Raw genomic sequence first — 16,071 nt, 5'->3', positions numbered from 1 at the left:
CCAAGCTGAATACGCGGGTTCGATTCCCGTCATCGGCTCCACGTCTCACCACGACCCCTAACCCCCGGCCGCCCTGCCAAATCCCCCACGAACAACAGCGGCATACATTGAGGAGAGTCGAGCCAAGGGGGAGGTCGTGAGGCAGACGAAGACCACATTGCCGCCCGCAGTTTTTCTCACACTGGCCAACGGCTTCCTCGATGCCCACACATACCTGTGCTTCGCCGGGGTCTTTGCCAACGTCCAGACGGCTAACGTGATCTTTTTCGCCGTCAATCTCGTCCAAAAGCATTGGGCCGCAGCGTTAGCGCACCTCTGGCCCATCTTCGCGTTCATGGCAGGCGTAGCAATCGCGGCGCACATCAAATCCGGACGCATTGAAAAGTGGCTGTCGCATCCGCTGCGCTGGACCATGGCAATTCAAGCCGCATTTTTTGTAGGCGTCGGATTCATCGATGAAAACGTGCCGGCCAGTTTCATCACGGTGCCAATCGCATCCCTAGCCGGCATGCAGATCGGATTGTTCCGCAGTATCGGAGATCTCAATTATCTGCCCGTCGCCACCACGGGCAACCTGATGCGACTGATCGAAACCGGCTACTCGGGGTTCATTGACGGTGAACGTGGTTCCCGACGGGGATTTCGGGTGTACGCCACGCTGATTGGTGCCTTCACCGTCGGCGCCGGCTTCGGCACCGCGACCACCCGCGCGTGGGGCCACCACGCCATCTGGATACCGGCGATCATCCTGGTGGTCGCGTTGGTATTGGTCGTGCTCGACGAGCGAGCGGGTAAGACGCGCTAGCCGCCGCCCGTCGAAAGCAAAGCATATTTTCACGTTGGCCAATCAGCTGAAAAGGCGCTAAAACACCATTTTTGGCAAGTGCCGGCCTGCGTTATGCTCTGCCCGCAATTGGGGATAGTCGCACGCATTATCGCCGCGACCAAAGGAGGCAATATGGTCGCGGCCACTGACGGTATGGCGACCACCAGGGCTGGCCTACAGGACAAGATCGTGCGCGCGCTGGGCATGGCCGTGCCTGCACTTATCGCCTTCGTATGCCTCTGGCCAGTCATTTGGACGGCCGACGTCGCCTCGGTCGTATGCGACGACTTCTTCTACTACCTGGTGCCGGCAGAGCATTGGGTCAACGGCGCCGGCTCGACATATTTTCCGGGTGAACCCACCAATTGTTATCACCCGCTGTGGTTTCTGTGGATTGCATTTCTTTACTCGATCGCCGGCGACGGCAAAATCTTTTTCGGCGCGCTGGCCCTCAGTGTGACGGCGCTGATGATCGGGTTCTACTTCCTGTTCGAACGTTTCCTTCGGCGCGTCACCGGTGACCGATTGGCCGCCACGGCAGGGGCGGCCACAGCCGCCCTCCCACTTGCCCGGCTCGGGCGCATGGGCCTCGAGACATCGTTGACGGTGTTCGTCGCGGCGTTGTTGTTGGTCTACCTGAGCAGCAAGCCGCTGGCCGAACGAACCGTGCGGGAAGCCGCTGTGGTGGGACTGCTTTCGGCGCTTCTCCTACTGTCGCGGCTTGACGCCGCAGTGCTGCTATGCGGACTGGCGGTAGCCGTCGTGCCGCGCTGGGATGCCAAGCGGCTCATGACATTTGCCGCAGGCACGGCACCGCTGTATCTGTATCCGGCGATCAACCTGTGGGCGTTCGGTCACCTCGCCACCACGTCGATGGCGGCCAAGACGCTCCGCCTCTATCTACCGCCCAACCTGTACTTCCTCGTATTTCCCAACCCAACGCTGGGCATCGCGTTGGCAACCGCTGTGGCCGGGGTGGCGGTGGCTCTCATCGCATTGCTGTGGCGCAATCCCAATGCGGACAACCGCAAGCTCGCCATGGCCGTGCCGGTCGCAGTGCTGCTGCAGTTCGCTGCTCAGGCGGTGCTGAGCGGCTGGATCATGTTCGTCTGGTACATCTACTTCGCCGTGATGTCGCTGGGGTTGCTGGTCAGCCTGCTGGTGGTAGGTCTGCGGCGGCAGGAATTGCGTCGACGCGTCGGCGTTCCGGCGGTTGCGGTAGCCCTTCTTTTCGGGGTCCTGTGGATTGGCTGTTCACTCATGCTGGACCCGATACGAGCACATACCGTCAACGCAGCCCGGCGACTGCAAGCCTTTTCCGTCACGCATCCCGGCGTGTATGCCATGGGCGATCAGGCGGGCACGCCGGGCTGGCTGGTGAAGCAGCCCATCGTCCAGCTCGAGGGCCTGGCCATGTCGCATGAGTTCACCGACCGAATCCGGCAACGCCAGCCCCTGGCCCAGGTCTTCCGCGACTACCACGTCAACTACTACGTTGCCTGGGTCTCCGACGGTGCCGACCATGGCAGCTGTCACGCATTGCAGGAACCCAACCCTTTGCTCAGTTCCCCCCTGGCGCCGCACATGACCATGCGGACCTGCAAGACACCAGTCGCGGTGATCGAGTCTGGACCGCTGCACCGGGAAGTGATATATCGGATCGATCCAGCAACGGGTCAACCGATGTAGGTCGCCGATGGATAGACAACGGCCGCCGGGCAACTCCGGGCGCACGGCTACCGCGGCGTCAGTGCTGAGCTTCCTCGGTGCGGCCGCACACCTCCTGGTGCCCCTGCTTGCCTTCTTCGGCATTGTCGAAGTGCTGGGTCATCGAGGCTCCCAATATGCGGGCACCTACCCGAACTGGTTTGCGCCGTGGAGCTTTGCATCCGGCGGGGTCCAGATTGTTCTGGCGGTGCTGCTGTTGATCGGCGCGATCAAACTGCAGCGCCGTCGCCCGCGCGGCATAACGATGATCGCAATCGCGTGCACCGTGGTCATCGCGCTCGACGTGGCAAAGGTCGCGATCAGCATCACGCTGGCCAAGGACTGGAAATACCTGCCCCACCAAATGGACGTGGACACGTTCCGCCCGCCGTCGGAACCCGGCATCGTGATGACGGTCGTTTTCTTCATGTTCCCGATCGTCACCTTGGTCCTCGTGCTGGCGCCTGCGACCAGGCGCTGGTGCCACCAAGTCAGCCCTTGACGGCACTGCCGCACACGGTGCACTGTGATACTAGTCATATGACCACTGGTCACGCCGGGCAGGGAGGCAGCTCATGACCACCAGGGACAAGTACACGGAAATTCCCACCCCGTACTCGCGGGCGGTCCCCAGCGCCGGCGACGCGCGCTTCACCTGGGAGTACGACGAGGGCCGCGCCCGGCTTCTCTCGCTGTACCAGAAGGGAAAGGACAAGCAGTGGGACGCCCAGTCGCGCATCGACTGGACCCAAGACGTCGATCCCATGAACCCGATCGGGCTGCCCGACGAGTTCCATCCGCTGTTCGGCAGCCCCATGTGGGACAGCGCGGACGAGAAGCGGCGCGCCGAGATGCGTCAGCACTTCCAGGCGTGGCAGTTCTCGCAGTTCCTGCACGGGGAGCAGGGGGCGATGGTGTGCGCGGCCAAGATCGTCGAGGTCGTCCCGGACCTGGACGCGAAGTTCTACGCAGCCACCCAGACCATGGACGAAGCCCGCCACGTCGAGGCGTTCTCGCGGTTCCTGCAGGACAAGGTCGACGTGGTCTACCCGATCAACAAGCACCTGACCACACTGCTGGACGACACCCTGCGCGACTCGCGCTGGGACATGCCCTACCTCGGCATGCAGGTCCTCATCGAAGGCCTCGCACTGGCCGCCTTCGGGGTGCTGCGTGACATGGCGGCGCCGGACTCGCTGGCCAAGCATGTGCTGGCCTACGTCATGCAAGACGAGGCCCGCCACGTCGCCTTCGGCCGAATCTCGTTGAAGGATTACTACTCCGCGCTGACGGCGGCCGAGCGCGACGAGCGGGAAGAGTTCGTCGTGGACGCCTGCTACCTGATGCGCGACCGGTTCCGCGGCGAGGAGGTTTTCGAGACCCTCGGCATGGACGTCCAAGCGTGTGCCGAGTGGGTCGACACGTCACCGCTGATGATCCAGTTCCGCTCGCACCTGTTCAGCCGCATCGTGCCGATCGTCAAGGACATCGGGTTGTGGGGCGACAAGGTGCAGACGGCCTTCCGCGACATGGGTGTGCTCGACATGGCCGGTTTCGACATCGAGGCGTTCATGAAGGCCGATGAAGATCAAGCCGACGCGCTGGACAAGGCACATGCCGAGATGGCCGCCCGAGCCGTCGAAGTCGATCAGGTGATCGCCGCCGGCGCCGCCGCCAGCTAGGAGATTCCGTAGTACCCCAGCCGCAGCAGCTCGGTGATCTCGCTGACGAGCGGCATCCGCGGGTTGGTCCGGTTGCTGAGGTCCTCGAACGCGGTCATCGCCAATCCCGGCAGGGCGGCGGTGAACTCGTCTTCGTCGATCCCGATTTCCTCGAGTGACCGCGGCATGTCGACCCGGCCCAGCAACTCCTCGACTCCGCGCAGCAATCGGCCGCGGCAGTCTTCGGGTTCGCGGCCGCCGAAGATGAGCTGGCCGATCTGGGCGTACTTGTCCGGGGCGACGTAAGCCGAGTAGCCCGGAGCCGGCATGAACTTGCTCGGCAGGCCGGAGTTGTAACGCAGCACATGCGGCAGGAAGATGGCGTTCGCCCGCCCGTGCGCGATGCCGAACTTCGCGCCCACGGCGTGCGCCAGCGCATGGTTGGTACCCACGAACGCATTCGAGAAGGCGAGCCCGGCCAGCGTCGCCGCGTTCGACATGTCGGTGCGCGCGGCAAGATCGTCGGGATCGCTGTACGCCCTGGGCAATGCATCGAAGATCAACCGTGCCGCCTGTGCGCACAACGCGTCGGTATAGGGCGACGCGAAAATCGAGACCACCGCCTCCAGCGCGTGCGTCAACGCGTCGATGCCGGTGTCCGCGGTCAGCACCGGCGGCATCGACGACGCCAGCAGCGGATCGATGACGGCCAGATCGGGCACCAGGCTGTAGTCGACCAGCGTCTCCTTTTTGCCGTGCACGGTCAGCACCGCCGCCGGCGATACCTCCGAGCCCGTGCCCGAAGTCGTTGGGATGGCGACCAATTGGAGCCGATGCCGATCGGTCGGATAGTCGGCCACCCGTTTGCGGGGGTCGAGGAAGGGCATGGTCAATTCGTCGAGCGTCTTCTCCGGGTGCTCGTAGAACAGCCGCATCGCCTTACCGGCGTCGAGCACCGAACCGCCGCCGACGGCGATGAGGACCTCGGGTTGCACGCGCTCCAGCAGCTCGACGCCGCGGCGGATCGTCGTCTCGTCCGGCTCCGGCGTCACTTCGCTGAACACCTGCACGTGGCGGGTGCGCAGTTTGCCGCGCACCAGATCGACCACGCCGCGCTCATCGCTTACCGCATCGGTGACCACCACGACCGTGTCGCAGTCGAGGTCGCGCAGATTCTCCAGCGCGCCGGCGTTGAAGTAGGTGTTGGACGGGACCCGGAACCACTGTGGCGGGGTTCGGCGTTGCGCGACGGTCTTGATGTTGAGCAGCTGGCGATAGTTGACGTTCTCGGTGGTGCTCGACCCACCCCAGGTTCCGCATCCCAGTGAGAAGGTCGGGGTCAGATTGTTGTAGACACCGCCGAGGGCGCCGACGGCGGTCGGCGCGTTCACCAGGATGCGCCCGGTACGCACCGCCGCGCTGTACGCGTCGATCACCGCCTGGTCGTTGGCGTAGACCGCCGAGGTGTGGCCCAGCCCGCCGTGTTCGGTGACCAGTACCGCAACGTCGATGGCATGTTGCACGTCGCGTGCCCGGACCACGCCGAGCACGGGCATCAACTTCTCCTGCACCAGCGGGTGCGCAGCGAGCTCCGCCAGGTCCGATGGCAGCGGAGCCAGCAATACCTTGACCGTCGGCGGCACCGAAAAGCCCGCTCGCGCAGCAAGTTCCGGCGCCTTCTGACCCAGCGCGTCCAGCGAGATCTTGTCGCCACAGCCGAACGCGAACCCGGTTATCGCGGCGGCCTCGTCGGCGGTGAGCAACCGGGCCCCCATCCGCTCGAACTCGGCGATCATCGCGTCGTACACCTCGTCGTCGATGACGCAGGTCTGTTCCGCGGGGCAAATCACCGAGGAGTCAAAGGTTTTCGAGATGAGGATGTCGACGACGGCACCCCGCACGTCCGCGGTCTGGTGGATGTAGATGGGCGCGTTCCCGGGTCCGACGCAAAGCCCCGGCTTCCCGGCCGCACTGGCCAAGGCGACGATCTTCGGTCCGCCGGTGACCCAGATGAAGTCGACCTTGGGATGTTTGAACAGATAATGCGTCACCTCGTGGGCGGCATCGGGGATGACCTGCAGCGCCCCGGGCGGCATCCCGGCCTCTTCAGCCGCCGCGCGCAGGATCTCCACGCTGCGCTCACAGCACCGCACCGCATACGGTGACGGCCGAAACACTATGGCATTGCGGGTTTTTGCGGCCACGATCGCCTTGAACAGAACCGTCGACGTGGGATTGGTCACCGGGGTGATCGCCAGCACCACGCCGATCGGTTCGGCGACGTGCACGATGTTGTTCTCGATGTCCTCGTCGACGACACCCACCGACTTCTTGTCACGCAGATAGTCGTGCAGGAATTCGGTCGCCACGTAGTTCTTGACGACCTTGTCCTCGAAGACGCCGAACCCGGTCTCCTCGATCGCCACGCCCGCCAACTCTGCGGCAGCACGCAGACCGGCGCGCACCATCGCCTCGACGATCCGGTCGACCTGAACCTGATCGAGCTTGCGGAATTCTGCGGCCGCGGCTGCGGCGGTGTCCACGATCGCGTCGATCTCATTGCGGCGGCGAGTTTCGTTCTCCGACTTGTCGCCGTTGCCGGTGGTACCCGCGGGCGCCGGAGCTGTCGTCTGTGTCATAGGCATCGTTCGGACCTCCGGTGCCATGGTCGGCCAGCGCCGCGGCAGCGGATAGAGACTTAAGTCCGTGCCGTAATGGGCTTCGGTCAACGACTGGTGGCGATGTGGTTCAGCAAGTCCCTTGCCGCACCCGCCGGCGGGGTGCGCGCACCCATCCAGATCGCTCTCAGGTCGCGTCGCAAGTCCAGATCCGCGACCGCGACGGCGCGCAGGCGATCATGACTGAGGTCGTCGCTGACGGCCAGGCGGCTCATCACCGCCGGACCCGCGCCGGCCAGAACGGCAGCGCGAACCGCTGCGGCAGAAGCGAATTCGAGTGGATGCGCGGCCGGTTCCGGCTCGTCGCCGTCAAGCGGCTCGTCGCCGCCCAGCAGCAGACGCCACCCCGACTTGCGCGATACCAGCGGTGTTTGGCGCAGCTCGGCCACGGTGATAGGCGCCGAGCGCCGTACCCATTTGTGATCGGGCGGGACGACGAGGATCAGCTCATCCCGTCCGATCACGCGGCTGCGCAGCCCCCGAAGTGGGGCGCGTGTCTCGATGAAGCCGAGTTCTGCCCGCCCGTCGCGCACCGCGGCGATCGCTCCCTCGCTGTCGGTCGCGTCGAAGGTGACCTCCGGCGCGACGGCGCCGCGTCGCTGCGCCGCGGCTTGCAGCGACACCAGCCACCGGGGCAGCAAGTGCTCGGCCACCGTTTGGCTGGCGGCCACCTTGAGCTGGCTGCGACGTTCGGCGCGCAACGACGCGAGCCCGGTGTCGACGCGCTGTGCGACGTCGAGGACCTGCTCGGCCCATTCGGCGACGACCTCGCCGGCTGGGGTCAGTAGGGTGCCTCGCGGCGTGCGCGTGACCAGGCGCACGCCAACCTGAGCCTCGATCGAGGTCAGCCGCGCCGAAACGGCCTGCTGGCTGGTTCCCACTGCCCGGCTGGCCGCGCTCAAACTGCCGGTCTTGGCGATCGCCGACAACACCTCGAGTGCCGAGAGATCGGGCATCCGCGCGCTTAACGCCACGCCTGATGGTACCGCCGAGATACAAGGCGCACTTGTATCTCGCCGCTACGAAAAGGGCCTACCCGCCGACGGTACCTGCTGTCCCGAACAGCAGCCCGGCCTTGCCGCCGGGGCCGCCATGGCCGGTTCCCGCCGGGTTGCCGTTGCCACCGCCGCCGCCATTGCCGATCAGCTGAGCGTTGCCACCGGCGCCACCGACTCCGAAACTGCCGGGCGTACCTGCGCCGGCGTCACCGCCCCTGCCACCGCTGCCGAACAGCGCGCCATTGCCGCCGGCCCCGCCGGTCCCGCCGTGGGCAAGCCCGACGCCTACAGCTGCGTCCCCACCGTTACCGCCGAGTCCGCCATTGCCGAACAGGCCAATGGCGTTGCCACCGTTACCACCGGCAAAGCCCGCTACAGATTGGCCGACGAGTCCGGTGACGCGGGAGCCGGCGCCGCCGGCGCCGCCATTGCCGACCAATATCCCGCCGTTACCGCCGTCACCGCCGGCTTGATTGAGCGTCGCCGTCGCGCCGGCACCGCCGTTGCCGATCAGCCCGGCATTGCCGCCGTGTCCCGCCGCGATGGGCGCGGCAATGCCGCCAATACCCGAGCCGCCGGTGCCACCGTTGCCGTACAAGAAGCCGCCGTTGGCGCCGGCTTGCCCGGTTAGCGCCCCGCCGGCACCGCCATTGCCGACCAGCAGGCCGGCGTGGCCGGCGATGCCGCCGACCACGCCCGAACCGCCGCTACCCAGCGAGAACGCCCCGCCATTGCCGCCGGCGCCGAACAGCCCCGCGTTGCCGCCGTTGCCGGCAGCGGCGAAAAGCCCACTGCCGACGCCGGAGTTGCCGCCGTTGCCGCCACCGCCGCCGAACAGGCCGCCGCCGGCGCCGTTACCGCCGGCACCGTTCTGCGTAACACTGTTGGCGCCGTTGCCGCCGCTGCCGCCCTTGCCCCACAGCAGTCCGGCAGCCCCGCCCGCCCCGCCGGCCTGGCCGGTCGTCGCGCCGTTGGCGCCGTTACCGCCATTGCCGATCAATATCCCCGCGTCGCCGCCTTTGTCGCCGGCCACCGTGGCGTTGGCACCGTTGCCGATCAGCGGGCGTCCGAGCACGGCCTGGGAGGGCCCGTTGACCACACCCAGCACGTCCTGCTCCAGGGTCTGCAACGGCGACGCGTTGGCCGCCTCTGCTGCCGCATAGGTGCCCGCGCCCGCGCTCATGAGCTGCACGAACTGCTCATGAAACAGCTGGGCTTGGGCGCTGAGCGCCTGATACGCCTGGGCGTGCGAACCGAACAAGGCCGCGATAACCGCCGATACCTGATCGGCGCCCGCGGCCAGTACAGCGGTCGTCGGTGCCGCCGCGACCGCACTGGCCGAGCTGATCGTCGAACCGATATTCGCCAAATCCGTTGCCGCAGCGGCAACTATCTCCGGCGCCGCAACCACGTACGACATGCTTAGCTCCCCCGCGCTGCTGCATTGATAAGGCTATGGAATCAAGACAGAAGGAAGAGCCTAGCGCGATCGGCTCCGCAACAACCGCGTTATGCGCCAGGCACGCCGAGTTTTCCGAACAGCTGCCCGCCGGACCCGCCTGGGCCTCCGGTGGCGAGATTGCCACCGTCACCGCCGTTGCCGCCGTTGCCGATCAGTTGTGCGTCGCCGCCCCGGCCGCCGGGGTTACCGACGAACTGGGAGTCCCCGCCGCGGCCGCCGTTGCCGCCGTTGCCGAACCGCGCCGCATCACCGCCGTTGCCACCGGTACCGCCGGCATCGGCGGTAGCGGAACCACCCCCGGCCCCACCAGCGCCACCGCTGCCGAACCACCCGGTGCTGAAGCCGCCATTGCCGCCGTCGCCGCCGAAGCCGCCGGCGGTGGGGATGCCGCCGGCCCCACCGGCGCCGCCGCTGCCGATGAATCCCGACGCGTTGCCGCCGTCACCGCCGCGCGCGGTGCCAAAGATGCCGTTGTTGCCGCCCCCGGCTCCACCGGCTCCACCGGCACCGCCGTTGCCGAACACTGCCCCGCCGTCGCCGCCGGTCCCGCCGTCACCGGCGAAGCCGGAATTGATTGCGCTGCCGCCATTTCCGCCCCGGCCGCCGCCACCGATCAGTGCGCCATCGCCACCGTCGCCGCCCCGGCCGAAGTTTGCGGTGGCGTTGCCGACCCCGCCGTTCCCGCCGTCTCCACCGCGGCCGAACAACAGCCCGGCCGAGCCGCCGTCGCCACCGAAGCCGCTCTTGCCGCCATTGGACTGGCCGCCAACGCCGCCGGCGCCGCCGGAACCGATGAACAGCCCGTCGCCGCCGGCGCCGCCGTGACCGCCGACGGGGCTGGTGGCCGAACCACCACCGGCTCCGCCGGCTCCCCCGTCGCCATAGAACGTGCCACCGGTCCCGCCGTTACCGCCGTCGCCTCCTGGGGCGGTACCCGTTGGGACGCCGCCGGCCCCGCCCATGCCGCCGGTCCCGAACGTCCCGGCGTTGCCGCCGTTACCGCCCGTTCCGCCGGCGCCATTGGTGCTTGCCGTACCGCCGGCCCCGCCCATGCCCCCGTTACCGAACAATCCCCCGTCGCCGCCCTGACCGCCGGCACCACCCTGCAGGGCGCCGTCCGCGGCGCCACCGGCACCACCCGCCCCGCCGGAGCCGAACCACAACCCGCCGTGCCCGCCGCGACCGCCGGCGCCGCCGTTGAAGCCGCCCGTGTCGGCGCCACCGGCCCCGCCGGCCCCGCCGGTGCCGAAAAGCCCTGTCGTACCGCCGTTTCCGCCACTGCCGCCGACGCCCCCGCCCAGGCCGCCGACGACACCGCCGGCACCCCCGGCGCCGCCATTGCCGAACAACAGCCCGCCGGTGCCGCCGTGACCACCGGGTCCGGGGAACGCGCCGTTGGAGCCTCCGCCGGTTCCACCGGCGCCGCCGTTGCCGATCAGCCCGGCGCTGCCTCCATTGCCGCCGGCCTGGTCGAGTCCGCCCGCGGCCCCGTTACCCCCATTGCCGTAGAAAATTCCGCCGTCGCCGCCATTTCCGCCCGGCGTGGTGGCGTCGGCGCCATTGCCGATCAACGGTCGACCGGTAGCGGCTAGAACGGGCGCATTGATCGCGTCGAGCAGGCCCTGCAAGGGGGAGGCACTGGCCGCCTCGGCGGCCGTATACGCGCCGGCGCCCGCTGCCAGTGCCCGCACGAACTGCTGGTGAAAGACCTCGGCCTGGGCGCTGACCACCTGGTAGGTCAAGGCGTGTCCGGCAAACAGCGATGCGATGGCCGCCGAAACCTCGTCGGCGCCCGCCGCGAGCAATCCCGACGTGGGAAAGGCCGCCGCGAGGTTCGCCGCGCTCAGTCCCGAACCGATGTTTTGCAAGTCGGCTGCCGCTGCGCCCAAGAACTCCGGAGCAGCCACCACAAGAGACATCGCCGCACATCCTCGAGCCCCCGAAGACGCCCAGCATATCGGAGAGGTTGACGAGCTGAGATGGCTTCCGCCGGACGACATTGGTAGCGATGATGGTCACATGCCTGATGGAAACCGATCCGATGTGGATGTTGTGGTCGTGGGCGCCGGTATCGCGGGTCTGTACGCCGCGTACCGATTTAGGCTCGCGGGCCAGTCAATGCGGATATTCGAAACGGCCGACGATATTGGCGGCACCTGGTATTGGAACCGCTATCCCGGCGCGCGTGTCGACATCCCCAGCGTCGACTACATGTTCAGCTTCGATCCCGACTGGTCACGCGAGTGGCAGTGGTCGGAGAAGTACGCCACGCAGCCCGAGATCCTGCGTTACCTGAACCACGTCGCCGACAAGCACGACCTTCGCCGCGACATCCGGTTCGGCACCCGGGTGACGCACGCGCACTGGGACGACGCGTCGGCCGGGTACCGCGTGCGCACCGATCGCGGCGACGAGATTCGCTGCCGCTACCTCGTCATGGCGACGGGTTGTCTGTCGATACCGAAAGACCTCGACATCGCCGGCATCAAGAACTTCACCGGCCAGGTGTACTTCACCAGCCGCTGGCCGCACGAACCCGTCGACTTCACCGGTAAACGCGTCGGTGTCGTCGGCACCGGCTCCTCGGGCATCCAATCGATTCCACTCATCGCCGCGCAGGCAGCGCAGGTGGTGGTGTTCCAACGCACGCCGTGCTTTTCGATCCCCGCTCACAACGGCCCGATTCCGCCGGACAAGCTCGCACAACTGCGCGACGACAGCGCCTACCGTGCGGCGGCCCGCAACTCCTTCGGCGGGGTGCCGGTGGAACGCACGATCACCCCGGCGTTCTCGGTGTCCGCCGAGGAGCGCCAGCAGCGGTACGAAGGTGCGTGGCAGCGCGGCGAACTGCTGGAGGTGCTCAACCTCTATAGCGACGTGATGAGCAATCCGTTGGCCAACGACGACTTTGCCGAATTCATCCGTGCCAAGATTCGCGGCATAGTCCACGATCCACAGACGGCGGAAGCGCTATGCCCCACAACGTATCCGGTCGGCGCGAAACGACTGTGCCTGGACACCGACTACTACGCCACGTTCAACCTGCCCCAGGTGCGGCTGGTGAATCTGCAGGACCAGCCGTTGGTCGGTGTTAGCGAGACCGGAATCGACACGGCCGGTGAATCTTTCGAGTTCGACGCCATCGTGTTCGCAACCGGCTTCGACGCGATCACGGGCGCGGTGGCGGCGGTCGACATCGTCGGCCGGGACGGACTTATGTTGAAGGACAAGTGGTCTCATGGACCGTCCACCTACCTCGGCCTGACCACCGAGGGATTTCCCAACCTCTTTTTCATCGCAGGCCCGAACAGCCCTTCGGTGCTGTCGAACATGACGGTGTCGATAGAGCAGCATGTCGACTTCGTCGCGGACGCTGTGACGTATCTGCGCGCCCACGGCTTCGACCAGATCGAACCCACCCAGGCCGCCGAGGCCGGCTGGATGCAGCATGTGGACGACGCCGCGTCGATAACACTTTTCCCGCAAGCCAATTCGTGGTACGTCGGCGCCAACATACCGGGCAAGCCCCGTACCTTCATGGCCTACGCCGCCGGAGTCGACTTCTACCGGGCGGCCTGCGACGAGGTGGTGGCACGAAACTACCTGGGGTTCAGGCTATCCGGCCCCGCCGGCTCCCAGTGCGAGGACGGCGTGGTGCGCCGGCTGCAACCCGACGTCCAGATGGTCCTCGAACAGATGGCGTTGTTGGACCTACCGCCATTGGAATCGATGGCGCCCGAGCAGGCGCGGGCCTTCATGACCGAGATGAACCTCGCGCGTCCACCCGGCCCGGACGTCGGTGAAAGCGTGGATGGCACCCTGCCCGGCGCCGCGGGAATCCTGAATTACCGCCTCTACCGACCGGCCGGCCAAGGCCCTCATCCGGTCGTCGTGTACTTCCATGGCGGCGGTTGGCTGCTGGGAGACCACGTTTCGGACGATCCGTTGTGCCGCGATCTGTGCGTGCGCAGCGGAATGCTCATTGTGTCGGTGGACTACCGGCATGCGCCCGAGCATCGCTTCCCCGCTGCGGTCGAGGACGGCTGGGCGGCGGTGCAGTGGATCGCCGAGCACGCCGAAGAACTCGGCGGGGTCCCCGGACGCATCGCGGTGTGCGGATGGAGCGCCGGCGCGGGCATCGCCACGGTGGTCTGCCAGTTGGCGAAAGAGACGGGCCGGCCGAGGATTGTCGGCCAGGCGCTGATCACGCCGGTCGTCGACGCCGATCAGACGCGCGGCTCCTATGTCGAGAATGCCGATGGCTACGGTCTCACCGCGCCCGTCATGGGATGGTTCTTCGACCACTACGCCGATCCCGAGGTTCGCGATGACCCGAGGATCGCGCCGCTACGCGCGCCAGATCTGTCCGGCTTGCCACCGGCGATCGTCGTCACGGCGGACTTCGACCCGTTGCGCGATGAGGGCGTGGCGTACGCCGAAGCGCTTGCCGCAGCAGGGGTTCCCACCGAGTACGTGCGAGCCCGCGGACACACGCATTTGTCGCTGACGATGGTCGACGTGGTCGTATCGGGGGCCCCGCTTCGAGCCCGGATCGCCGACGCGCTGCGCGGGTTCTTCGCGGCCGATGTCGCTCATGCCACGCCGGCTCAAACGGCGGGATGATGCGCCCGGATTGGCGTTAACGAGGGCAGCTACTTGTGACCACCGCCGCCGGAGCCGTGGCCAGTGCTGCCGCCGGAGCTGTGGCTGGGCGACGGCACATGCGCGGGCGGAGTCACCGAGCGCGGCTGCTGGGGAATGGCCGGCGGCGCCTTAGGCGCCGGAAGGTTGACGGGCGGTTGCGGTTTCGGAGCCTGCACCGGCCGCGGTGCCACCGGAACATGTGTCGGGGGATGTGTCACGGGTACAGGTGCGGGTGCTTGTATCGGAACAGTGCTCGGCGGGTGTGGCACCGGGACGTGTGTCGGCGGTTGGGGCACCGGGACATGTGTCGGCGGGTGTGACACCGGGACCGTCGTCGGCGGGTGTGACACCGGGACCGTCGTCGGCGGGTGCGACACCGGCACCGGTGCCTGCGCCGGCACCGGAAGGATCGGTATGGGAAGAACCGGCGGAGCCAGAATTGGTACAGGAGAAGAAGGCTCGCGCGGCGGAACCACCGGCAACGGGATAAGTACCGGACTTGACGCCCGGACCGGTAATCCGGGATCCGGCAAAGCCACCGCCGGTACAGCCACTGCCGGAGCGGCGGGCACCGGCGCAGCAGGCACAAAGGCATTGGCTGACGGCAGCTTGGCCGCCGGCACCTGCAGATGCATCGGCACCGAAGCCACGGCCGGCGGCTGCACGGGTGCCTGCAGGGCGGGGGCAATGAAATTCTGCCCGGGTATCCGTTGCAAACCCACGGCAGCGGGACGAATACCGAGTGCCAATGAAACTTCCAGCGCCACAACGGCACTCACCAGCGCCACCGCGCCGGCTGGCCTGCTGTCGTTGTACGTAGTCCTTGGTCGGCCGGTGGCTGGACATGCGCACCAGGGCAATTCGGAACAGGGCGTTGTTGGCGGCGCGGTACCCGCCGCGGCAGAGCCGGTGCCGGTTGGTCTTGCCCGAGGACGCAGGAACCGGTGCGGTGCCGCACAGCACTGCGAAGGCAGCTTCACTGTGCAACCGGTGCGGGTTGGCCCCAGCGGTGATCAACAGCTGGGCGGCGGTGTCCGCACCAACGCCGTAGGCCGCTCGCAGCCCGGGATTGGCCGCGGTGACCAAGGCGTCGATCTGGGCTTCAAGCGCGGCGGCTTGGGACTCGAGGAACTGCACCCGCTGTGCGAGTGTCTTCGCCGCGACAAGCAGCGAGGCTGCCCACGGTTCGGTCCCACTGTCGGGGCGGCAGCGGACGATTGCCTCGATCAGCCGCAATGGCGTTAGGCCACGGTACTTTTCACGCACCGAGTCCGGCGCGGACACCAGCATGGCCTTGAGCTGGTTGATCACCGCCGTGCGGTGCTTGACCGCCGAGCGACGAGCGATGTGCAGGGCACGCAAGCCTGCGGTGGCGTCGCCTTTCGGGGTGGCGAGCCCGTCGCCGGCCAACGCGGTACGGGCGGCACTGTAAGCATCGAGGGGGTCGGACTTGCCCTTGAGCCGTCGGGTGGACTTGACCGCCCGGGTCACCTCGACGACCTCGATACCGGCGGCGATGAGTGCCCGGGTGAGGCCGACGCCGTAGCTGGCCGTGCCTTCAACCCCGATCCGTTCCACCTGTCCCAGCGAGGTCAGAAATCGGATCGCCGCGGTGTAACCGGCGCGGGTCGCCGGGAAATCCCGGTCGCCTACTGAGGCACCGGTCATGGTGACCGCGGCAAGGTGGACAGTATCGGCGTGCGTATCGGCACCGGCGACGACGAGTATGGATTCTGCCATGATGGTGGGGTGTCCCTTCTGACCTGATATCGGGTGACGGGCACACACCGGCCAGGGCGGGCAGACAAGACATTGATGAGGAACGGCCAGGCTCCTGATTAGGTCATGTCCGTCCTGTCCGGCGTGCCTACGGCACGCGCCACGCAGGCCGGACAAATCAATTCATGGACAGCCCAGCAGGGCGTCAGTCAGTGGCAGAGTCACGACCTGCGTAGTAACGCTCTTCCATCATCAATGTCAGAGGCCTACGACAGAATCGGGGCGTGAGGACCGCCGCGTTGCCCGATCCGGTGGTAGCTGCGGCGAGTGCACCGCCACCGGCGGCACCTTACTCACGGCGTCGACGTTCACCACA

10 protein-coding genes are annotated in these 16,071 nt (G+C 67.1%); 5 read left to right on the top strand and 5 right to left on the bottom strand.

What is annotated here, in order from left to right:
* Positions 1-136: 136 nt before the first annotated feature.
* The 4 genes from BST12_RS23710 to BST12_RS23695 all read left to right on the top strand — a co-directional run bounded on the left by BST12_RS23710 (position 137) and on the right by BST12_RS23695 (position 4,215).
* Positions 137-805 carry a YoaK family protein gene (locus tag BST12_RS23710; protein WP_083115697.1) on the top strand — a complete coding sequence of 223 codons (669 nt, stop codon included), beginning with the start codon at positions 137-139 and terminating at the stop codon, positions 803-805.
* A gap of 153 nt (positions 806-958) precedes the next feature.
* Positions 959-2,515, top strand: coding sequence for a hypothetical protein (locus BST12_RS23705; RefSeq protein ID WP_083115696.1), 1,557 nt, complete (start codon positions 959-961; stop codon positions 2,513-2,515).
* A gap of 61 nt (positions 2,516-2,576) precedes the next feature.
* The gene (locus tag BST12_RS23700; RefSeq protein WP_139801872.1) at positions 2,577-3,035 is read left to right on the top strand and encodes a hypothetical protein; all 459 of its coding nucleotides are present in this window, start codon (positions 2,577-2,579) and stop codon (positions 3,033-3,035) included.
* 73 nt (positions 3,036-3,108) lie between these two features.
* Positions 3,109-4,215: a ferritin-like domain-containing protein gene (locus BST12_RS23695; RefSeq protein WP_083115694.1), complete on the top strand. Its 1,107-nt coding sequence runs from the start codon at positions 3,109-3,111 to the stop codon at positions 4,213-4,215.
* Here BST12_RS23695 and adhE read toward each other — a convergent pair.
* The 4 genes from adhE to BST12_RS23675 form a co-directional block, all read right to left on the bottom strand.
* Positions 4,212-6,833: a bifunctional acetaldehyde-CoA/alcohol dehydrogenase gene (gene adhE / locus BST12_RS23690; protein WP_083115708.1), complete on the bottom strand. Its 2,622-nt coding sequence runs from the start codon at positions 6,831-6,833 to the stop codon at positions 4,212-4,214. The genes BST12_RS23695 and adhE overlap by 4 nt on opposite strands.
* An 86-nt stretch (positions 6,834-6,919) precedes the next feature.
* Complete coding sequence (locus tag BST12_RS23685; RefSeq protein WP_083115693.1) at positions 6,920-7,846, bottom strand: LysR family transcriptional regulator; 927 nt, start codon at positions 7,844-7,846, stop codon at positions 6,920-6,922.
* A gap of 58 nt (positions 7,847-7,904) precedes the next feature.
* Complete coding sequence (locus BST12_RS34975; protein ID WP_083115692.1) at positions 7,905-9,290, bottom strand: PE family protein; 1,386 nt, start codon at positions 9,288-9,290, stop codon at positions 7,905-7,907.
* A gap of 89 nt (positions 9,291-9,379) precedes the next feature.
* A complete protein-coding gene (locus BST12_RS23675) occupies positions 9,380-11,251 on the bottom strand; it encodes a PE family protein (RefSeq protein WP_083115691.1) in 1,872 nt (623 codons plus the stop codon).
* Positions 11,252-11,351: 100 nt separating this feature from the next.
* Between BST12_RS23675 and BST12_RS23670 the strand changes: the two genes are divergently transcribed.
* Positions 11,352-13,955: a flavin-containing monooxygenase gene (locus BST12_RS23670; RefSeq protein WP_083115690.1), complete on the top strand. Its 2,604-nt coding sequence runs from the start codon at positions 11,352-11,354 to the stop codon at positions 13,953-13,955.
* A 150-nt stretch (positions 13,956-14,105) separates the two neighbouring features.
* Here the strand turns inward: BST12_RS23670 and BST12_RS23665 are convergent, their stop codons facing one another.
* Positions 14,106-15,716 (bottom strand): IS110 family RNA-guided transposase, encoded by a 1,611-nt coding sequence (locus tag BST12_RS23665; protein WP_083115689.1) that lies wholly within the window; start codon positions 15,714-15,716, stop codon positions 14,106-14,108.
* Positions 15,717-16,071: the final 355 nt, after the last annotated feature.

It is taken from the genome of Mycobacterium angelicum, assembly GCF_002086155.1.
GTDB classification, from domain to species: Bacteria; Actinomycetota; Actinomycetes; order Mycobacteriales; family Mycobacteriaceae; genus Mycobacterium; species Mycobacterium angelicum.
The sequence above is the reverse complement of the archived record's forward strand: the minus strand, read 5'-3'. Positions and strand labels throughout refer to the sequence as shown.

What these genes read in the sequence shown, in the direction of transcription:
- BST12_RS34975 (WP_083115692.1), bottom strand. Translation starts at nt 9,290, where the DNA reads ATGTCGTACGTGGTTGCGGCGCCGGAGATAGTTGCCGCTGCGGCAACG.
- BST12_RS23705 (WP_083115696.1), top strand. Translation starts at nt 959, where the DNA reads ATGGTCGCGGCCACTGACGGTATGGCGACCACCAGGGCTGGCCTACAG.
- BST12_RS23675 (WP_083115691.1), bottom strand. Translation starts at nt 11,251, where the DNA reads ATGTCTCTTGTGGTGGCTGCTCCGGAGTTCTTGGGCGCAGCGGCAGCC.
- BST12_RS23695 (WP_083115694.1), top strand. Translation starts at nt 3,109, where the DNA reads ATGACCACCAGGGACAAGTACACGGAAATTCCCACCCCGTACTCGCGG.
- adhE (WP_083115708.1), bottom strand. Translation starts at nt 6,833, where the DNA reads ATGACACAGACGACAGCTCCGGCGCCCGCGGGTACCACCGGCAACGGC.
- BST12_RS23665 (WP_083115689.1), bottom strand. Translation starts at nt 15,716, where the DNA reads ATGGCAGAATCCATACTCGTCGTCGCCGGTGCCGATACGCACGCCGAT.
- BST12_RS23670 (WP_083115690.1), top strand. Translation starts at nt 11,352, where the DNA reads ATGCCTGATGGAAACCGATCCGATGTGGATGTTGTGGTCGTGGGCGCC.